Source organism: Rothia sp. HMSC072B04 (genome assembly GCF_001813725.1).
Classification (GTDB): Bacteria; Actinomycetota; Actinomycetes; order Actinomycetales; family Micrococcaceae; genus Rothia; species Rothia mucilaginosa.
Genome location: NZ_KV813811.1, coordinates 111714 through 132408 on the forward strand (window position 1 = coordinate 111714; position 20695 = coordinate 132408).

At 62.3% G+C, this 20695-nt stretch carries 13 protein-coding genes and 3 tRNA genes; 4 read left to right on the forward strand and 12 right to left on the reverse strand.

The genetic code is table 11. The features are described 5' to 3' along the window. Positions 1-137: 137 nt before the first annotated feature. From HMPREF2928_RS07075 to glnA, 6 genes are all read right to left on the reverse strand, one after another. Positions 138-1505, reverse strand: coding sequence for a hypothetical protein (locus HMPREF2928_RS07075; protein ID WP_070687974.1), 1368 nt, complete (start codon positions 1503-1505; stop codon positions 138-140). Between the two features lie 667 nt (positions 1506-2172). Further along, positions 2173-2244, reverse strand: a tRNA-Val gene (locus tag HMPREF2928_RS07080). A 24-nt stretch (positions 2245-2268) separates the two neighbouring features. Further along, positions 2269-2339, reverse strand: a tRNA-Cys gene (locus tag HMPREF2928_RS07085). A 47-nt stretch (positions 2340-2386) separates the two neighbouring features. Then, a tRNA-Gly gene (locus HMPREF2928_RS07090) sits at positions 2387-2459 on the reverse strand. Positions 2460-2860: 401 nt separating this feature from the next. Then, a complete protein-coding gene (locus HMPREF2928_RS07095; protein ID WP_210399880.1) occupies positions 2861-6214 on the reverse strand; it encodes a bifunctional [glutamine synthetase] adenylyltransferase/[glutamine synthetase]-adenylyl-L-tyrosine phosphorylase in 3354 nt (1117 codons plus the stop codon). A 201-nt stretch (positions 6215-6415) separates the two neighbouring features. After that, positions 6416-7756, reverse strand: coding sequence for a type I glutamate--ammonia ligase (glnA, locus tag HMPREF2928_RS07100; RefSeq protein WP_070687976.1), 1341 nt, complete (start codon positions 7754-7756; stop codon positions 6416-6418). Positions 7757-8163: 407 nt separating this feature from the next. On the opposite strand from glnA, the gene HMPREF2928_RS07105 reads away from it, so the two are divergent. Beyond that, positions 8164-10011 carry a geranylgeranyl pyrophosphate synthase gene (locus HMPREF2928_RS07105; RefSeq protein WP_070687978.1) on the forward strand — a complete coding sequence of 616 codons (1848 nt, stop codon included), beginning with the start codon at positions 8164-8166 and terminating at the stop codon, positions 10009-10011. A 63-nt stretch (positions 10012-10074) separates the two neighbouring features. Next, positions 10075-10989: a 3-methyl-2-oxobutanoate hydroxymethyltransferase gene (gene panB / locus HMPREF2928_RS07110; protein WP_070687980.1), complete on the forward strand. Its 915-nt coding sequence runs from the start codon at positions 10075-10077 to the stop codon at positions 10987-10989. 152 nt (positions 10990-11141) lie between these two features. On the opposite strand, the gene HMPREF2928_RS07115 is transcribed toward panB, so the two are convergent. Next, complete coding sequence (locus HMPREF2928_RS07115) at positions 11142-11399, reverse strand: hypothetical protein (RefSeq protein WP_083311398.1); 258 nt, start codon at positions 11397-11399, stop codon at positions 11142-11144. A gap of 281 nt (positions 11400-11680) precedes the next feature. On the opposite strand from HMPREF2928_RS07115, the gene map reads away from it, so the two are divergent. Together map and ppgK are read left to right on the forward strand one after the other, a co-directional pair. After that, a complete protein-coding gene (gene map / locus HMPREF2928_RS07120) occupies positions 11681-12592 on the forward strand; it encodes a type I methionyl aminopeptidase (RefSeq protein WP_005506520.1) in 912 nt (303 codons plus the stop codon). Positions 12593-12734: 142 nt separating this feature from the next. Next, on the forward strand, positions 12735-13586 hold the full coding sequence (gene ppgK / locus HMPREF2928_RS07125; RefSeq protein ID WP_070687982.1) for a polyphosphate--glucose phosphotransferase: 852 nt from the start codon (positions 12735-12737) through the stop codon (positions 13584-13586). A gap of 132 nt (positions 13587-13718) precedes the next feature. On the opposite strand, the gene nrdR is transcribed toward ppgK, so the two are convergent. From nrdR to HMPREF2928_RS07150, 5 genes are all read right to left on the reverse strand, one after another. Next, the gene (gene nrdR, locus HMPREF2928_RS07130) at positions 13719-14174 is read right to left on the reverse strand and encodes a transcriptional regulator NrdR (RefSeq protein ID WP_005506525.1); all 456 of its coding nucleotides are present in this window, start codon (positions 14172-14174) and stop codon (positions 13719-13721) included. Between the two features lie 175 nt (positions 14175-14349). Next, positions 14350-17892, reverse strand: coding sequence for a DNA polymerase III subunit alpha (dnaE, locus tag HMPREF2928_RS07135; protein WP_070687984.1), 3543 nt, complete (start codon positions 17890-17892; stop codon positions 14350-14352). 109 nt (positions 17893-18001) lie between these two features. Then, positions 18002-18988, reverse strand: coding sequence for an RluA family pseudouridine synthase (locus HMPREF2928_RS07140; RefSeq protein WP_005507767.1), 987 nt, complete (start codon positions 18986-18988; stop codon positions 18002-18004). 104 nt (positions 18989-19092) lie between these two features. Further along, the gene (lspA, locus tag HMPREF2928_RS07145) at positions 19093-19731 is read right to left on the reverse strand and encodes a signal peptidase II (protein ID WP_141754963.1); all 639 of its coding nucleotides are present in this window, start codon (positions 19729-19731) and stop codon (positions 19093-19095) included. A 277-nt stretch (positions 19732-20008) separates the two neighbouring features. Beyond that, on the reverse strand, positions 20009-20551 hold the full coding sequence (locus tag HMPREF2928_RS07150) for a DivIVA domain-containing protein (protein WP_049352995.1): 543 nt from the start codon (positions 20549-20551) through the stop codon (positions 20009-20011). Positions 20552-20695: the final 144 nt, after the last annotated feature.

Consider the following 20695-nt stretch of genomic DNA (forward strand, 5'->3'; position numbering starts at 1 on the left):
CTGCGTAGGCGCGGAGGAAATATGCGGCGCACCTACACCTGAGTAGGAACGAGGAGGAACACCGCCCCTCAAGCATTCCAAACCGCTTGGGGAAACTACGGTGCACCGCCCCTCAAGCGCCTCAGCGGGAGAAGCGTTTAGGCGGCAGCCTCGCAGAAAGTCACCGTCACCGAACCGTTACCGCGCTCGCGCATCCACTGCGGCGCGTTCTCAGCCGAAACAATCGCACCCTCGCTCACCGACGGTGCAATGTACGAGCCGCCCGCGCCACCTGCGCCGCCCTGCATCGTGTAGCCGATACCCTGACGCACGCCGGTCGGGCTGTTCAGCCACTTCTGAGTCAGCACAATCGAGGAGACAGACTGTGCCGCACCGGAACCGCCACCACCGTAGCCTGCACCGCCGCCACCGGACACCACGGACTGGTAGCCGTTGAAGTTCTGCGCGTACGCGCCCTCGTCGTTGTAGACGTCCAGGTCCCAGCTGCGGTCCTCGTAGGTACCCTTCTCGTGCACGCTGGCGGGGTTCTCATCCAGCTGGTAGGAGTATGCGCCTGCGCCGTCGCCGCCGTCGCCCGCGAAGCCGCTCGTGCCCGCGTTACCGGCGACGAACTGGCTGAATAGCACCTGGTTGTTGGTGGTTTCAAAGCCGATGATGGGGCCGCTTGCCGGCAGGGTGCCTGCCGCGCCACCTGCACCGCCCACGCCCGCTGCGCCACCGAAACCGGAGTTGTAGGTCAGGACCTTGGAGTGTTCAGCATTGTAGATTTCGTAGCCGGGGGTGCCGTTGGAGCCTGCCGCCGCGGAGGCGCTACCCGCCGCGTCGAACTGCGGGGATGCGTCCGAGCCGAGGGACGCCACACCGGCGTCGATCTGGCCGTTGAAGTTGGAGTACCAGGGGTCTGCGTAGGACACGCCGGAGGTGGTCATGCCCGCGCCGCCACCGCCGCCTGCTACAGCTACGACGACGCCGTCGATGAGCAGTGCGGAGGAGCCGCCGCCGGATGCAGCGTACGCCTGGGTCTTGGAGTTTGCCGGGTCCGCGTACTTGGCGTCGACCTGCGCGGTGATGGTGGCGGGGATGGTGTAGGCGGGTACGGAGCCGCCGTTGCCGTAGCCTTCACCACCGGCGGTGGGGGTGAGGGAGCCGTTACCAATGCCACCTGCCGCGGCGATAATCTGCACGGTGGAGCCGGGGGTGACGGGGATGATGCCGGTGACCTTCGCGCCGGAGCCGGCGGGGGTCATGCGGTTGTTGGTGCCGCCCGCGCCGCCGACCAGTTCAAAGCGGAGCTTGTAGACGTTGTTGGGCACGGCGAAGCTCTGAACGGTCTTGGCGCCTTCGTCGGTACCGGAGATGCTGTACGCCGGGTTGGGTGCCAGGATGCAGTCGTTGGTTGCGGCGACGGATGCCGCGTAGGAGGGGATGGTTGCGGAGGCGGCGACGACGGGTGCCGCCCAGGCTGCACCGGCGACGAGCTTGCGGCGGGTCAGGGATGTAGACATGGTATGCCCTTTATTCAGGTGGGGTGATGTGTTTGCGGTGCGGAAGCGGGAGCCTGCAGGCCTGCGCCCGGACGCCGAGGAAAAGCATACCTTGAACCTCAGCTTTAACATAAATCCCTAGCTCGAGCACAGTATGGGAGCTCTTGGGCATCTCGCGCCGCTCCCCTCCTGCGCTCCTGCAGGGGAACCCGCCACGCCCGGACGCTCCGCTTCTCCTTGCTTCGCTGCGGAGAGCGCCCGGGCGGGCACCCTGATGTCACTTTCGGAAGGTGCGGCGCGGGCACAATTTCAGCTCACCTGTCCGGCGGAGCCAGCAAAAGATTGAGAAGGTGACAGCCCCCTCCCCCTCCAGTTCGTTATACCGGTATCGCGCACCCAAGCCCTGCCCTTACTGAACCGGGGTCGAGTGTTTTACCTACGAGGCGGAGGGATGGTGTCCTCCGTCGTGACATCGGGGACGCGGAGCGGGGGCGAGCGTATTTTCCGGAAGCGCCCTCAGGGTGCCCGAAGCGAAGCGAGGGCGGGTCCCCTGCGACGGCGCGGAGGAAATATACGGAGCACCGCCTCCAGAATAAACACAAGTCAGCTGAGGAGCACCGCCCCTCTAACCAAAACCAAAAAAGTTAAACACAAAAGCCCTTAGCTCGAAAGCTAAGGGCTTTATCTGTGCGCGATACTGGGATCGAACCAGTGACCTCTTCCGTGTCAGGGAAGCGCGCTACCGCTGCGCCAATCGCGCTCACAAAACAGTTGTTTTGTTGCGAGGTGAGGACGGGATTCGAACCCGCGTACACGGCTTTGCAGGCCGCTGCCTAACCACTCGACCACCTCACCGCATACGCTCCACAAGGGAACGCGTTCGAACTCTTGGAGTCCTTACGAGCGGTTGACGAGACTTGAACTCGCGACATCCACCTTGGCAAGGTGGTGCTCTACCAACTGAGCTACAACCGCATATCAGCGTATTCAATTTGAATCATTCCGTTGGAGTTTTTCGCTCCGTCGTGCTGACAGGTAAATACTATACGGGGTTTTTGAGCGTTTGCCAAATCCCTTGTTAGACACCCGGTGTTCCGCGTGTTTCCGGGGTAAAACGGGGTATTTTGTCTCTTTTTTGGGACATGTTGGCAAAATTTATTTTCATGGTGCCGGTCACATTTTTGGGGTTTTGGGGTGGTTACTGTTCCCGTGAGGGCAGCGGCGGGCACACGATGTCCGCGAAACGTCCGCAAAATTTTTCGCAAGGACACGAAAAGGAGGGGCGGGGAACCATGTTCCCCGCCCCTCCCCTATGAAATTCGCATCAGAAATCCGCACCGACAAAAATGCCGGGCTCATGTTTTTCTGGAATCTTTTTATAGTTCTTCGAAGAAGAGGCGCTCGTAGACTTTGCGGGCGTTGCGAGTTTGGCGCAGATAGTCCTCTTCGAGGGCGCGTGCGCTACCGGCGGGGTATCCGCACCAGCGGGCGATTGCTTCCAGGTCGGCGCGTCCCGAGGGTAGGGTGTCGGACTGGCGCACGCCGCGCAGTACGTTGCCGCCGCGGATCTTCGTGGCGAGTAGCCAGGCGCCGCTGAGGATTTCAGCGTCCGCGGCTTCGACCAGCCCCGCCTCAACCGCGGCGTTCAGCGCCTTCAGGGTGGAGGTGGTGCGCAGCCCGGGCACGGCGTGCGCGTGGCGCAGCTGTACGAGCTGGACCAGCCATTCCACGTCGGAGAGTCCGCCGCGGCCGAGCTTGAGCTGGCGGGTGCGGTCGGCGCCGTGAGGCATGCGTTCGTTTTCCACGCGCGCTTTCATGCGGCGAATCTGCTGTACCTGTTCGGGTTCAAAAGCTGCCGGGTAGCGGTACGGGTCGATGAGCTCCACGAAAGCCTCGCCGAGCGCCTCGTCGCCCGCGATGGGGCGGGCGCGGGTGAGCGCCTGGAACTCCCAGGTTTCCGCCCAGCGTTCGTAGTAGGAGCGGTAGGAGTCCAGCGAGCGCACGATAGCGCCCTGCTTGCCTTCGGGGCGCAGGTCGGCGTCCACTTCGAGGGGCCGTTCGGCGCGAATGGCGGGCTTGACGGGCTGTTTGAGGAGCGCCAGGGTGCGGTTGACGATGCGTGCCGCCTGTTCCTGTGCGGCGTCTTCGTCGGCCCCGTCGAGGGGTTCGTGAACGAACATGACGTCCGCGTCGGAGCCGAAGCCGTTCTCGGCGCCGCCGAGGCGGCCCATGCCGATGACGGCGATGCGGGTGAGCAGCTTCTCCCCCGCTGTCGCCTCAGCTTCGGCGGGTTCGGCGCCTTCCGGTGCCGTTTGGAGTTCACGCAGGGCAATCTGCAGCGCCGCACCGATTGTGCACTCGTCGATGGCGGCAAGACCGGCGCAGGTGTCCTCAACGTCGACGATGCCCAGGGTCCAGCCCATGGCGGTGCGCAGGGTTTCGCGGCGGCGCAGGTAGCGCACGGCGCGCATCGCCTCGGCGGCGTCCGCATGGCGTGCCAGCAGGGAGGAAATCTCGGAAGCGAGCGCTTCCTCCCCCAGCGGTTTGAGGTCGGCGACCTTGTCCAGCCAGGCGATGGAGGCGGAGGCATCCTCGAGCAGGTCGGTCATGGGGCGCGAGCTGGAGAGTAGCTGGCTGAGGCGTTCGGCGGCTGCGGGTGAGTCGCGGAGCATGCGCAGGTACCAGCTGGTGCTGCCGAGCGATTCGGAGACGATACGGAATCCGAGCAGGCCGGCGTCCGCGTCCACGCCGCGAGCAAACCAGCCCAGTAGCACGGGCATGAGGTGCCGCTGAATGTCTGCACTGCGGGAAAGTCCCGTGGTGAGTGCCTTGATGTGGCGCATGGCGCCGCGCGGGTCGCGGTAGCCGAGGGCTGCGAGGCGGTCCTGTGCCGCCTGTTCGCTGAGCACCACTTCGTCGCGGCTGAGCGTGGAGACGGCGGCGAGTAGCGGACGGAAGAAGATCCGCTCGTGCAGTGAACGGACGTTCCGTTTAATTTTCTGCCATGCCTTGAGCATCTGCTCGGCGGAGAGCGTGCCGTTGCGTTCCGGGGAGAGGATTGAGCGGGCGAGGGCGCGCTGTTCGGCGTCCTTCTCGGGCATCAGGTGGGTGCGGCGCAGCTGCTGCAGTTGGATGCGGTGCTCGAGCACGCGCAGCTTCTTGTAGTCGCGGCTGAACGCTTCGGCGTCGGTGCGACTAATGTAGCTGACGGCGGTCAGCGCCGCGAGGGAATCCACGGTGGATTTGGTGCGTACGGCGGGGTCGGTTCGACCGTGCACAAGCTGTAGCAGCTGCACGGTGAACTCGATATCGCGCAGGCCACCCGGGCCCAGCTTAATCTGGCGGTCCACCTGGTGCGAGGGAATGTTGTCGGTCACGCGGGCGCGCATCGCCTGCACGGATTCCACGAAGGATTCACGGGCGGCGGACTCCCACACGAAGGGGTCGATTGCGCGGGCGTAGCGGGCGCCCAGCTGCGCCGAACCGGCGATGGGGCGCGCTTTGAGCAGCGCTTGGAACTCCCAGTTTTCCGCCCAGCGCTTGTAGTACTGAACGTAGGATTCGACGGTGCGAACGAGCGGGCCGTCCTTGCCCTCGGGGCGTAGGTTCGCGTCGACCTCCCAGAGGGCGGGTTCGGGTGCGGGGCCCATGATGGCACGGGTGAGGGCGTGCACGAGCTCCGTGCCGATGGTGGAACATTCGTTCTCGGTGAGCTTGAGCGGGGCGCTCTCCCCCTCTGCCCCGGCGTTGGGCACGGCGCCAGCGGCGGCGGGTTCCACGGGCGCAACCACGTACACCACGTCAACATCAGAGATGTAGTTCAGCTCGCGGGCACCGCACTTACCCATGCCGATAATCGCCAAGTCCAGGGCGTCTACGGCTTCACCTCGGCGAGGAGCCGCCAGGCCGGGGCCCAGCCCCTCCGCCACTTCGGTGCGGGCAATGGCGAGCGCACCCTCCAGCGCGGCGGCAGCCAAATCGGCGAGGTGACGACCGATGGTGGGCATCATTTCGACCGGGTCTTCGCAGCACACGTCGAGCAGGGCGATGCGGGCCAGGGCGGCGCGGTAGGCGACGCGCAGGGTCACGTAGCCGTCTTTGCCGGTCTGCTCGGCGGCAGCGCGCGGATGCTCCGCGTGGGGGTCGGCGCCGAGGGCGGTGAGGATGTCGCGGCGGTAGGGGGTGTCCAGCGGTGCGATGGGGGTCAGGAATTCCCCGTCGGTTTCCGGCAGAATCGACGCCGGGTGCTGGGAGCGGATCAGCGCGCTCTCAGCCGGGTACACCTGCGTGTCGAAGAGCGGGTCAATGTGTTCGGGGCGGCGGTAGAGAAAATCGCCAATCGCCTGGGATGCGCCGAGCAGGCGGTACATGCCAAATTCTTTGTCGCCGCGGTTGGCGCGCTCGGCGACCGCCGGGTGCTTCTCGATGAGGCGCACGAGGGCGGGCAGCGCAATATCCGGTGAGGGTGCGAGGCGCAGCCCGGCAAAGAGTGCATCCTGCGAGACGTGCTTCAGTTCGGGGGCGTTGAGCCAGCGTTCTGCCTTGGACGGGTCGTGGAAGCCGGTGGCAATCATGCGGGTGCGCAGGCGTAGCTGGGCTTTGCGTTCGGCTTCGGCGCGTTGCTCGTCGTCGAGTGCGTCGGGGGCGATGTCGGTGAGCGGTTTGGGTTCTTTGGCGGGGTCGATAATGCGGATGAGCCCGGTGGCCGGGTAGTGGGAGCTGTCAGTCATAGCGTGAGAACCGTGGGTAGAGAACTAGGTTAGAGAACTGTGGGTGGAGAGTAGATCCGGGGCGGAAAGTATAAATTTCGGCGGCTAAAAATCGGCGGTGAACGGCGCAGCCGATAGGTGCATTTGATAGACCTGTGGGCGGTACCCGCCGGCGTGTTACCGGTAGCGGGTACCGCCCTGAGGCTGTCAGCGGTTACTCATTTAGAGAATACCGAGGTTGTGCTTGAGCTCGTACGGGGTCACCTGAGCCTGGTAATGGTCCCAGTCGGCGCGCTTATTGCGCAGGAACTGCTCGAAGACCTGCTCGCCCAGAACCTCCGCCATGAACTCGGATTCTTCGGTGATATTGATAGCTTCACGCAGGGACGCGGGCAGCGGGTTGTAGCCCATGGCGCGGCGTTCAGCGTTGGTCATGGCGGCGAGGTCTTCGGTCACGGCGGGCATGAGCGGGTACTCGTTTTCGATACCCTTCAGACCGGCGGCGAGAATCACCGCGTAGGCGAGGTACGGGTTCGACGCCGAGTCCAGGCCACGGTACTCGATGCGTGCGGACTGCATCTTATCCGGCTTGTACAGGGGCACACGCACGAGGGCGGAGCGGTTGTTGTGGCCCCAGGAGACGTAGGAGGGTGCCTCGCCGCCGCCCCAGAGGCGCTTGTAGGAGTTGATGAACTGGTTGGTGACCGCGGTGAATTCGGGGGCGTGCTTGAGCACACCGGCGATGAAGTGGCGTGCGGTCTTGGACAGCTGGTATTCGGCACCGGCTTCGAAGAATGCGTTGGTGTCGCCTTCGAAGAGGGAGAAGTGGGTGTGCATGCCGCTGCCGGCGTACTTGGTGAAGGGCTTGGGCATGAAGGTTGCGTACATGCCGAGCGAGTAGGCGACTTCCTTGATGACGGTGCGGAAGGTCATGACGTTGTCGGCGGTCTGCAGGGCGTCGGCGTGGCGCAGGTCGATTTCGTTCTGTCCGGGGCCGGTTTCGTGGTGGCTGAATTCGACGGAGATGCCGACTTCTTCGAGCATGGTCACTGCCTTGCGGCGGAAGTCCTGCACGATGCCGCCGGGAGTGTGGTCGAAGTAGGATTCGTGGTCCACGGGCACGGGGAAGCCGTCGGCGCCGAGCTTGGAGGACTCCAGCAGGTAGAACTCGATTTCGGGCGAGGTGTAGCAGGTGAAGCCCATCTCGGCTGCCTTGTTGAGCACGCGCTTGAGCACGCCGCGAGTGTCGGAGGCGCTGATTTCGCCGTCGGGGGTGAGCACGTCACAGAACATGCGGGAGGTGTAGTCTTCCTCGCCGCGCCAGGGCAGGATCTGGAAGGTGGAGGGGTCCGGCTGCAACAGCATGTCAGATTCGTAGATGCGGGAGAAACCCTCAATCGAGGAGCCGTCAAAGCCTAGGCCCTCATCGAAGGCGCTTTCTACTTCAGCCGGTGCGAGCGCAACGGATTTGAGGGTGCCGACCACGTCGGTGAACCAGAGGCGGATGAAGCGGATGTCGCGCTCTTCGATGGTGCGCAGTACGAATTCCTGTTGGCGGTCCATGAGTTGCCCTCTCGGTGCGGGCGCGCATCCGCGTGGTACCCGTCTGTGGGTGGCGGAGGCGCGCTAAATTTGCTGCCGAGGTGAAGAAGACCCTGTTGCGGAAGGTCCTGCATGTCCCCTTGGGGTTCCAAGGGGGTTGCGGCGGGTTGCGTACCAGCGGTGCTGGCGCCTCCTTGCCCCGGCGTGTGTCCTGTTGTTATCTAGCCTATCGGGTTCTGCTGTGTGGCGGGTGGGTGGGAGGTTTCGTTTGTGTAAATTCTCTTTTCGTGTGCCGCGGTAGCTCAGATTCTGGGCGGTACCGGGGCCGCTCCCCCACTTTTCTGCGGTGCGGGTCTAGGCTTTGTTCAGATACCTGGCAGATGACGGTTCGCGGGGCGTGTTCGGGGGCGCCTTGCGATAATGGGGGTATGCTACATTCCGTTCTTCTCTCATCAGCTTCGCAGGCGCTGCCCGCACAGGTGGCGCCCGCACAGATTCCTCTAGCGGCAAGCACGCTGGTTGCTGCTGACCCCACCGGGCTTGAGTGGCTGCTACTTATTACCGCCCCCATTGTTTTCTTGGTGTTGTATCTGGTCTGTCTTTTTGCGGTTGCGGTCTTTGGCCCGACAGTCATGAAGAATAACAAGACCGGTGGTGCGACCTACCTGCTGGACCGTCCCTCCCGTGTGGCGTTTAGGGTTCGCACTTTGGCGTTGTGGGCTCTGGTTGGTGCGTTTGTGGAGTTCATTTGGACCGGTTATACGGGCCGTTTGGGGTCGAGCGCGGCTATTCCGATCATTATTTTTAGTTGGTCGTGGAAGTACACTTTCTTCTTCTTGCCGCTTCAGGTAATTCGTTCCTGGTATGTTCACGCAAGCCGCGGCAAGTATGATGCGCTGTCGGCTGAGGGTGCTCAGCGCCGTGAGAAACTGAACCGTAAGAGCGCTTACGAGGTGTCGAGGATGATGCAGCGTAACCCGCAGCAGTTCGCCATGAGCAAGGAACTGCACAATCTGGCGCGCGGTCAGAAGATTGCGGGTGTACGTCCGTTCCAGCACCTTGACGAGGCGGGCAAGAAGCGCCGCACGAATTATACGGTGGAGCTGGCTGTGGCGCTCATGCAGGCGCGTGCTATGAACCCCGGTAAGCTTCCTTCGGAGGCGTTCGGTGAGAGCATCCTGGGTATGGGTGTTGGTATTACGTCTGATCGCGCGGTGGAGCAGACCTGGTTGACTCTGTGCACGGAGCGTGTCAACGCGCCGGATGCGCCGAACTACCCGGATTCGCTGTACCCGGTGGCGGCTCGTTTTTCGCTGTTTACCACGATGTCGCTGTTGCAGCCGGTGATGGGCCGCCCCTATTCGCCGTTTACTGCGCCGGATGCGCGCCGTTTCGTGCCGCGTGATTTCTCGGCGGATACTGTGCTGTTGAAGACTGAGGAGCTGGGCAAGAAGGCTTTGACGCAGAGCGCTATTTTCCGTCAGATTCATGAGCGTCTTTTGCCGTTGCATCGGCAGCAGCCTCAGCTGGTGGATGGCCGCGCGCTGGCGTATTGCGGTGCCCTGCTGGTAAGCGTGGCGAAGGCGGAGGCGGAGAGCCAGCGTCTGACGAGCCAGATTCTGGCGACGGCTGCTTCGGAACGTGGCGTCCTGTCCTTTGGCGTGTTCTCGCAGATTTCTGAGGATTATCAGTGTGTTCAGCGTCTGCTGAATCTGATGGTGAAGGCGACCGCCGACATTGAGCGTTTCATTAACGCGGTGGAGGCGTTGGTGCAGATGCATTCTGGTCCGGTTCAGCCTTCCGGTATTGCGTACGAGAAGGTGCAGATGGAGTACATCGCTGCTCTTCTGGACGTTATTGTCTTCTCTTCGCACGCCCCGCTTGCCGGTTCTATTCAGGCGTCTTACGCCCTGCTGAAGGCAGACTATGAGGCGTTTACTTTCAACACCACCGATGAGTTGAGCCGCAGCTACTGGCTGCAGTACGCGAAGAACGCGGTGAACGCCTGCGATACGGGCCTGTCCCAGGGCTATGAGGGTTTCTTCGATAACGATGCGGCACTCCCTGCGTGGGAGTCCTACGCGGAGGACGTCGTGAAGGAAGTCTGCACCTATTCGATCATGCAGCTGTACTGGGATGCTCTGGTGCAGCAGGCGCTCATTCAGCGCGATTTGCCGCGCGAGTTTAGTGATGCTTCTTCCGCTATTCCGGAGCTGATGAATAAGAACGCCGCTGCGTCGTTCCCGACCTACTACATTAACCTCATCTGGAACTAGGTGTAGTTCCCCCGTGGTGAGCGGTGCGCCAGGTTGGAGCCGTGCAGGGTTAGAATAGTCAGCATGACTACTGAGCGTTCTTCCGAGATCTCTTCACCCTACGCGGCACAGCCTGCCGCTACCTCCGCGACTGCTTCTGCTCCCTCCGGCGTGCAGAAGCCTTTTGACCTTGATACCGTCAAGAAGGTGCGCACCGTTCACCTGGCGCAGGCTAAGGCGACCGGTCAGAAGTTCTCCATGCTGACCTGTTATGACGCTCTGACGGCGCAGATTTTTGATCGCGCCGGCATCGACATGCTGCTGGTGGGCGATTCAGCGGCGAATGTGGTGCTCGGCTACGAGTCCACCCTAACCATTACCCTGGATGAGATGATTCCGCTGGTTGCGGCGGTTTCTCGCGGTGCATCCCGCGCCATGGTGGTTGCTGATCTGCCGTTTGGTTCGTATGAGCAGTCCCCGCAGCAGGCGGTGGCGAGCGCCGTTCGCCTGATGAAGGAGGGCGGCGCGCACGCGGTCAAGATTGAGGCTGATGCGTCGATGGCTGAGTGGGTTCGTGCCCTGGTGCGTACCGGTATTCCGGTGGTGGCGCATGTTGGTTTCACCCCGCAGTCGGAGCATGCCCTGGGCGGTTTCCGTGTGCAGGGCCGCGGCGATGCGTCTGAGCGTGTTCGTGAGGATGCGGTGGCGCTGGCTGAGGCTGGTGCGTTCTGCGTGCTGATGGAGATGGTGACTACCCAGACTGCGCAGCTGGTGGATGAGGCTGTGGGCGCTGTGCCGACTATTGGTATTGGTGCCTCGAATGTGACGACCGGTCAGGTGCTGGTGTGGCAGGACATGATGGGTGTTCGTTCCGGTCGCGTGCCGCGTTTTGTGAAGCAGTTTGCGCAGGTCGGTCAGGTCATGGAGGACGCTGCGCGTGCTTATCGTGAGCAGGTTCGTTCGGGTGAGTTCCCGGCGGCTGAGCACACTTTTGAGTAGGCTTTAGGCTGAGAAGAAAAGCTTGAGAAGAAAGACCCCCGTATCCGGTGCTCCGGGTGCGGGGGTCTTTCTTCTCAGGCTGTATGTCTGTTGGGTGCCTTGCGCCTTGAGCGTGGCTGAGGGCGTTGGGCAAGGCTGAGGGTGCTCGTTTTTTAGAGCCAGCCGCTGTCCTTTTCCCAGGCGTCATTGCGTTCGCGGGCGCGGTCCATGGCGTGTGCCGCTTCCTCGTAGGTTTTGAAGGGGCCCCACAGGGAGGTGACGGCGCTCTGCTGGCCGCGTTCAACCTCGCCGGTTTTGAGGTTGTACCAGTACTCTTCGGGGTGCGGGCTGGTGGCTTCAGTCGCGGAGTTCAGGGTCTTTTCGACCGCCGATTCGATGGCTTCGCTCAGGCGGTGCTTGTGGTGGCTCATGGTTCTCCTTCGACGGTGAGGGGTTGGTGTTTCTAGCTTCTCACGCGCGTAGGTTCGTGGCAATGAGGCGGGTGGAGCTTCTCACGGCGTTTCCCCTCCACGGTCTTCCGCCCCGGTCTTCCGCCTCTGCCTTCCACTCCGGCTTTCCGCCCGCGCAGTTTTGCCGCTAGCGTGCATGAAATTTTATTCACAATCTGGAAAAAAGGTACGGCTTGTGTATCCGCCGCTTTTTAGCGCCTGAGCAAGGGACACAACCCGCCCGCGCCCGGTAAGATGAAACTATGTCTTCAACCAAAACGAATACTTCGCACAATCTTCCTGCAGAGCCCGGTCGAGCACCCGTGGGTTGTCTGACCCCCGGACGCATCACCCCCATGCGCCCGGTCCCCTCGCACATTGTTCGCCCCGAGTACGTGGGTAAGCCCACCGCCAACGAGGGTAACGACTCGAACATGTACACCCCCGAGGAAGTTGAGCGGGTTCGCGCAGCCGGCAAGATTGCGGCAGGCGCCATCGTTGAAGCATCCAAGATTTGTGTGCCCGGCACCACCACCGACGAGATTGACGTGCTGGTCCACGAGTACATTTGCGACCACGGCGCGTACCCCTCCACCGTGGATTACCGCGGCTACCCCAAGTCCGTGTGCACCTCCCTGAACGAGGTCATCTGCCACGGCATCCCGGACTCCACCGTGCTGGAGGACGGCGACATCCTCAACCTGGACGTCACCGCATACCTGGACGGTATGCACGGCGACACCAACAAGACCCTGCTCGTCGGCAACGTGGACGAAGAGTCCCGCCTGCTGGTTGAGCGCACCGAAGAGTCCCTGAACCGTGCGATTAAGGCTGTGAAGCCGGGCCGCCAGATCAACGTGATTGGTCGCGTCATTGAGAAGTATGCGGCACGTTTCGGTTACGGCGTGGTTCGCGACTACACCGGTCACGGTGTGGGTCGTGAGTTCCACTCGGGCCTCATCATCCCCCACTACGATGCGGCACCCGCCTACGACACCGAGATCCGTGAGGGCATGATTTTCACGATCGAGCCCATGCTGACCCTCGGCACCATCGAATGGGACCTGTGGGACGACGACTGGACCGTGGTCACCCGCGACCGCAAGCGCACCGCGCAGTTCGAGCACACCCTCGTGGTGACCGCTGACGGCGCGGACATCCTGACCTTGCCCTAAGCGCAGCCCTCTGGGTTTCCTACTTGTGCAGGTATTGTGCAGATACGAGCCCAGCACCTCACTTTTATATCAGTTCACCCACTAACAAACCCGCCCACTCCCTCAGTTACACGGCAGTAGGCGGGGCGAAAGAGAGAAAACCATGAGCGATTACGCAGAACCCGGCGTCATCACCGAACTGCCCGCCCCCACCCCCAAGGACCTGCAGATTGGTGTGGACATTGGAGGCACCGGCATTAAGGGCGGCATCGTTGACCTGCGCACCGGTAACCTCGTGTCCGACCGCTTCCGCATCGACACCCCCAAGCCCGCAACCCCCGCCGCTGTGGCTGAGGTTGTACGCCGTGTAGTGGACGAGCTGCAGGGCCGCGACCTGGCACCGGACCCCGAGTCCGCTGTCGGCATCGACTTCCCCGCAGTGGTGAAGAACGGCATGGTTTTCTCTGCTGCTAACGTGGACGACTCCTGGATTAACACCGACCTGGAGCAGGTCATGAGCGAGGCGCTGGACGGCCGCACCGTCTACGGCCTCAACGACGCTGACGCAGCGGGCCTGGCTGAGGCAACCTACGGTCAGGGCCGTAACCGTGACGGCCTGATCGCTGTCATCACCCTGGGCACCGGCATTGGCTCCGCCCTCATCAACGACGGTAAGCTGATCCCGAACACCGAGCTGGGTCACCTGGAGATCGACGGCCACAACGCCGAGTCTCAGGCTTCGGCCCGTGCCCGCGAGGTGCACGAGCTGTCCTGGAAGAAGTACGGCAAGCGCCTGTACCGCTACTTCGAGCACGTTCAGATGCTCTTCTCCCCCGACCTGTTCATCATTGGCGGCGGCATCTCCAAGAACCCGGAGAAGTTCATGCCCTACTTTGAGGATCAGATTCGTACCCCCATGGTCATGGCTGCCCTGCGTAACAACGCGGGTATTGTGGGTGCGGCACTGTGGGCTGGCGGCATGCTGCAGGAACGCAAGCGCCGCGGCGAAGCGTAAAGTGTAGCTACAGCTAAAGGGGCTGTTCCTGAGATAGATATCTCGGGAACAGCCCCTTTTTATATGCCGCCGCTCATGTAGCGGCGGCTGAGCTCATTAGCTACTGGGCTGGCCAGTTACTGGGCTAGCTAGTTACTGGGCGATGCGGTCCTCACGCAGACGCGCAATCGCCTCCTCAAAGTCTTCAAGGTTCTCAAACGCCTGGTACACGCTCGCAAAACGCAGGTAGGCGACCGCGTCCAGCTTCGACAGCGGCTCCAGGATGGTCAGACCCACCTCGTGCGCGTTAATCTCTGCCAAACCGCGGGCACGAATCAGCTCCTCAACCTCCTGGGCGAGCTTCGCCAAATCGTCCTCACCCACGGGGCGGCCCTGGCATGCCTTACGCACGCCCGCGGCAATCTTCGAACGGTCGAAGGGCTCGGTCACGCCGGAACGCTTAATCACCGAAATGGTGGTGGTTTCAACGGTCGTGAAGCGGCGAGCGCAGGAGGTGCACTGGCGGCGGCGGCGAATTGCGGCGCCGTCATCGGTGGTGCGGGAATCCACCACGCGCGAGTCGGTGTGCTTGCAATAGGGGCAGTACATTGTTTCTCCTTGGCTGGGCGCTAGCGCCCGCGTATACAGCGCTCAAGAATATTTATACCTATTCTACCGTGATATACAGCGGATACACCGTATGGTGTGAGTGAATATACGCTCAGGGTGGACTCTGCTATGCAGAATCCACCCTGTCATTCCCACCTTGCGGGGTTATATATGTTTAGCGTCGAATGCAGCTCGGACCGAAAATCGTCTTGATTTCACCGAAGAGGCTCGGGTTCGGTTCCACGCGCACGCTCGGGTCCAGCAGCACCAGCTGCTCCTTATCGCGGGTACGCACGAGCATGCGCACATCAGCGGTGCCCTTGTGGTCGCGCAGGGTCTCCTTCAGCTCCTTCAGATTCGCCTCGGTCACCAGGTACTCGGGCACCACAATGGTGATGGGTGCGGCGCGACCGTCATCGCTGATTTCCAGGATCTGCAGTTCCTGCGCGCTCATGTTCACGCTGCCGTCGTCACGGCGCTGCACGCGGCCACGAATCGAGCAGATGAGGTCGTCCGCCAGGGCGGCGCCCATCGTCTCGTAGGCGCGGGAGAAGAACATGACCGTAATGGTTGCGCCCGAGGGGTCTTCCAGCTCCACGGAGGCGTACTGGTTACCGCTGGACTTGGCGATACGGCGCGAAACGCCGGTGAGCATACCCGCAATGGTGACGGTTTCGCCGTCGCGCACGTGCGAGTCTTCGCCGATGATGTCGTGCACCGAATGGCTTGCGGCATCCGAGAGCGCACGTTCCAGGCCACGCAGCGGGTGGTCCGAAACGTACAGGCCCAGCATGTCACGCTCAAAGTTCAGCTTCTCACGGCGGTCCCACTCGGGCACGTCCGGGATGGTCACCGTCAGCTCATCACCCAGGGCGTCATCCATGCCGAGGGAACCGAAGAGGTCGAACTGACCCGCCGCCTCCTTACGCTTGACCGCCACGGCTGCGTCCACTGCCGCCTCGTGAATGAGGGACAGCGAACGGCGGGGGTGGCCCAGGTCGTCGAAAGCGCCCGCCTTAATGAGCGACTCGATGGTGCGCTTATTGCACACCTGCAGCGGCACCTTCTTCAGGAAGTCGTTGAAGGACTCGTAGCGGCCCTTCTCCTCGCGGGCGGCAATCATGCCTTCGACCACGTTCGCGCCCACGTTACGGATTGCGCCCATGCCGAAGCGGATGTCCTCACCCACGGGGGCGAAGGTCAGGGTGGACTCGTTCACGTCCGGCGCGAGCACGGTAATGCCCATGGCGCGGCACTCGTTCAGGTACAGCGCGAGCTTGTCCTTGTTATCGCCCACGCTGGTCAGCAGCGCAGCCATGTACTCCTGCGGGTAATGTGCCTTCAGGTACGCCGTCCAGTACGACACCAGACCGTACGCAGCCGTGTGCGCCTTGTTGAACGCGTAGTCAGAGAACGGCAGCAGAATATCCCAGAGCGCCTTAATAGCGCCCTCAGAGTAGCCGTTAGAAATCATGCCGTCGTGGAAGGTAGCGTACTGCTTATCCAGCTCCGCCTTCTTCTTCTTACCCATCGCACGGCGCAGAAGGTCTGCCTCACCCAGAGTGTAGTTCGCGACTTTCTGAGCAATCGCCATAACCTGCTCCTGATACACAATAAGGCCGTAGGTGGTGTCCAGAATATCCTTCAGCGGCTCTTCTAGCTCAGGGTGAATCGGCTCAATCTCCTGCTTACCGTTCTTACGCAGAGCGTAGTTGGTGTGCGAGTTCGCGCCCATCGGGCCGGGACGGTACAGCGCCAACACTGCCGAAATGTGCTCGAACTCCTCGGGCTCCATGAGCTTGAGCAGCGAGCGCATCGGGCCGCCATCGAGCTGGAACACGCCGAGGGTGTCACCGCGCGCCAGCAGACGGTACGATTCCGGATCGTCCAAAGACAGGGATTCCAGGTCCAGGTCGATGCCTCGGTTGACCTTAATGTTCTCCACCGCATCGGAGATGATGGTGAGGTTACGCAGACCCAGGAAGTCCATTTTGATCAGGCCCAGGCCCTCACAGGTGGGGTAATCAAACTGGGTAATGACCTGGCCGTCAGCCTCGCGGCGCATCACGGGAATCACATCCACCAGATTCTTGCTGGACATAATCACGCCCGCGGCGTGCACGCCCCACTGACGCTTCAGGCCCTCCAGGCCCTTCGCAGTCTCGAACACCTGGCCGTAAATCTTATCGACCGGGTCCTCAATGAGGGCGCGCAAATCTGCCGCCTCGGCGTAGCGCTTATCCTCTTCGTTGTACACGTTCGCCAGAGCAATGTTCTTGCCCATGACGTCCGGCGGCATCGCCTTGGTGAGGCGCTCGCCCACCGAGTACGGCTGGTCCATCACGCGGGAGGCGTCCTTGAGCGCCTGCTTCGCCTTAATGGTGCCGAAGGTGACGATCTGCGCGACCTTGTCCTCACCGTACTTATCAGTCACGTAGTCGATGACCTCGCCGCGGCGACGATCGTCGAAGTCCACATCGAAGTCGGGCATGGAGACACGGTCGGGGTTGAGGAATCGCTCGAAAATCAGGTCGTGGTCGAGCGGGTTCAGCTCGGTAATGCGCATCGCGTACGCCACCATCGAGCCTGCACCGGAGCCACGGCCGGGGCCCACGCGAATACCGTTGCGCTTAGCCCAGTTGATAAAGTCGGCGACCACGAGGAAGTAGCCGGGGAAGCCCATGGAGGTAATAACCCCCACCTCGTACTCCGCCTGCTTGCGCACAACATCAGGGATACCCTGCGGGAAGCGATAGTGCAGGCCCTTTTCAACTTCCTTCACGAACCAGGATTCCTCGTTTTCGCCCTCGGGCACGGGGAAGTTCGGCATGTAGTTTGCCTTGGTGTTGAACTCCACGTTGCAGCGTTCAGCGATTTCGAGGGTGTTCTCGCAGGCACCGGGAATGTCACCAAAAATGGAGTACATTTCCTCGGGCGAGCGCAGGTAGAAGTTATCCGCGTCGAACTTGAAGCGCTTGGGGTCGGTCAGGGTCGAGCCGGACTGCACGCACAGCAGCGCCGCGTGGGCGGTGTGGTCTTCCTGGCGGGTGTAGTGCAGGTCGTTGGTCGCCACGTAGGGCAGGTTCAGCTGCTTGGCGAGGCGGTGCAAATCCTCCTGCACGTTGCGTTCAATGTCGAGGCCGTGGTCCATGACCTCGCAGTAGAAGTTGTCCTTGCCGAAGATATCGCGGAAGTCGCTCGCCGCCTGAATTGCCTCGTCGAACTGGCCCAGGCGCAGGCGCGTCTGGATCTCGCCGGAGGGGCAACCGGTGGTAGCGATCAGGCCCTTCGAGTAGGTCTGCAGCACCTCACGATCCATGCGCGGCTTGTACAGCTGACCTTCCAGCGACGCAATCGAGGAGGCACGGAACAGGTTGTGCATGCCCTCGGTGGTCTCAGCCCACATGGTCATGTGGGTGTACGCGCCACCACCGGACACGTCGTCGCGGGAGCCGTCGCCCCAGCGCACACGCGAACGGTCGGTGCGGTGCGTGCCGGGGGTCAGGTACGCCTCCACACCAATGATGGGCTTGATGTCGTGCGCTTTAGCCTGGCGCCAGAAGTCGAAGGCACCAAAGAGGAAGCCGTGGTCACTGGTCGCCATGGACTTCATGCCGAGTTCTTTAGCGTGGGTGAACAGGTCACCCAGGCGCGCGGCACCGTCGAGCATGGAGTACTCGGTGTGCACGTGCAGGTGCGTAAATTCTTTGGTTGCCACGGGAATCTCCTGGAGGTGTGGGCTGGAGGATGGGCGGTGAATGTGAAGCTGTGTGCGACGGCCCGCGGGCGGCTCTACCTAGCTGGGCTGTCTAGCAGAGCCGAGCTGTCTAGCCGAGCTGAACCTTACCCTCACGCAGAGCGGTCAGCGCGTAGGACAGGTCGAGCGGGTACTCGCTGGTGAAGGTCACGCGCTCACCGGTGCCGGGGTGGTCGAAGCCCAGGCGGTGCGCGTGCAGCCACTGGCGAGTCAGACCCAGTTCGGCGCTAAAGCGCGGGTCAGCGCCGTAGGTCAGGTCACCGCAGCAGGGGTGGCGCAGCGCGGAGAAGTGCACACGAATCTGGTGAGTACGTCCGGTTTCCAGGTGCACCTCTACCAGGGATGCGGGACCGAACGCTTCGAGCACATCGTAGTGGGTGATGGAGTTGCGTCCGTCTTCGACCACGGCGAACTTCCATTCGTTGCCAGGGTGGCGGCCGATGGGCGCGTCGATGGTGCCGCGCAGAGGGTCGGGCAGGCCCTGCACGAGGGTGTGGTAGACCTTGTCCACGGTGCGTTCCTTGAAGGCTCGCTTGAGTTCGGTGTAGGCGCGTTCGCTGCGGGCTACGACCATCAGGCCGCTGGTGCCCACGTCCAGGCGGTGCACAATGCCCTGGCGTTCTGCCGCGCCGGAGGTAGCAACCGAAATGCCCTCGCCCATGAGCGCGGAGATGACGGTGGGGCCGTGCCAGCCGGGTGAGGGGTGTGCCGCCACGCCTGCGGGCTTGTCCACCACAACGATGTCGTCGTCCAGGTGCACGATGCGGAAGCCGTCCACCTTCTCGGGGCGGATGTCCGCCAGATCGCGCGGTGCGGGTGCATCCACGACGACCTCGTCCCCTGCGGACAGCTTGTAGGACTTGCCGATTTTCACGGTCTTGCCGTTGTTGGTCACGGTCACGTGGCCGTCACGAATCCACCCGGAGGTGCGGGTGCGCGGCGCATCGAGGGCACCGGCGAGCGCGGCGTCCAGGCGCATACCGGCGAGCGCGCCTTCAACGGTGAATTCGGCGCGGATGCGTGCCGTATCTTCGGCGGCGTTGGTGGTTTCGCTCATGCGGCTCTCCTTCGGGTGGTGTTTGCTTAGGTTTTCTGTGTGAGGGGTCGTCTGTGTGAGAATGGCTATAGGCACGTGTAATGGCGATGTAGCCGGGCAGGGAGCTACTTGGAGTTCTTCTCTGCCGCGTTCTTATCGCCAGCCGGGGCATCGCCATCAGGGGTTTCGTCAGCGGGCGCCTGCACACGGGTTCCGTTGAGGTTCAGGCCCTTGAAGTTCAGCAGAACGATGAACGCCATGCACACGCAGATTGCGGAGTCTGCAATATTGAAAATCGCGAAGTTCGGTACGGAAATAAAGTCGACCACGTGACCGGAACCGAAGCCGGGTTCACGGAAGAGACGGTCAAAAAGGTTGCCGCAGATACCGCCGAGCAGACCGCCCAGCGCGAGGGTCCAGGACAGGGCGCGGGTGCGGCGCAGCAGGTACAGCACCACGGCTGCGGCGGCAACCATGACGAGGGTGAAGACCCAGGTGACGTTCTCACCCATGCTGAATGCGGCACCGGAGTTACGGATCGAGTACCACCACAGCAGCCCGTCAATAACGGTGATGCGCTCCCCCAACTGCATCTGGGTGACGACCAGGTATTTGGTGCCCTGGTCGATAGCGAACACGACGGCGGCAAGCACGAGCGCGAGGATCCCCGCGGAGCGAGCCGAAAGGATGCGCACGCGGCGTCCGTCAGCCTTTGTAGCGGTGTGTGAGACTGAGGATTCAGCAGTCTTGGGGGTGTTGGTCATAGCTCTCCTCTAGTCTGTGCCGGTTGCTACGCGCCCGAACGCAAACCTGGTGCGGTACCGTTCGATAGTGCCCCTCTAGCTTAGCAAATCGGGGTAGTGCATCGAGTATTCGGCGGGTGCTCTCCCCCGCTTCTCATCCTGTGTTCTCAAGCCGGGCGGAGCAGGTATGAGAATACCGCCCGGTTCTCTCCATCTTCCCCGGTGAATAACGGTGGAAGAGAAAGAATCCGGGCGGCATACGCCTCAAAGCGTCGTTAGCTCATTCAAGCGAACTGATTTATGCGGAAGCCTCGATGGACTTGAGGTTCTTCAGCTCCTGAACCTGTGCATCCAGGTGCTGCAGCAGCTTGGAGCGGTAGCGGCTCTCGAAGCCGCGCAGAGCCTCAACAGCGATCTCCAGTTCTTCCTTCTCGTCGGTGAGGCGAGAGAGAACCTCTTCGCGCTGCTGCTGAGCTTCGCTCACCATAGCGTCTGCCTTCCTCTCTGCCTCTTCAATCAGTTCAGCCTTAGCCTTCTCGCCCTGTGCCACGTAGTCGTCGTGAACCTTCTGTGCCATAGCAAGCAGTGCTGCTGCATCCTGAGGTGCTGCTGCCGGCGCTGCCGAGGACTGTGCGGGTGCCACAGCCGCTGCGGGGGAATCGGGAGCGTTTGCAGAGAGCTGCTCGACCTGACGCTCCAGAGCGTCACGCTCGGAGTACAGTGCGCGCAGTTCGACAACGAGCTCGTCCAGGAAGTCGTCGACCTCGTTGCGGTCGTAACCGGACTCTTCGGTGACGATCTTGAAGCTCTTAGTGATCAGGTCTTCGGGGGTGATTGCCATGGGCTTCTCCTCTGGGTATCCCTACGGGGTTTGGTGGTGATGTTGAGTGCCGCGGATTCACCAGCCAGATAGGGCGTGGCCCCAATATTTTAGGGTCCCGATGATTCAGGGCATGGCTATGCCGCGATGCAGTCGTTGGCACCA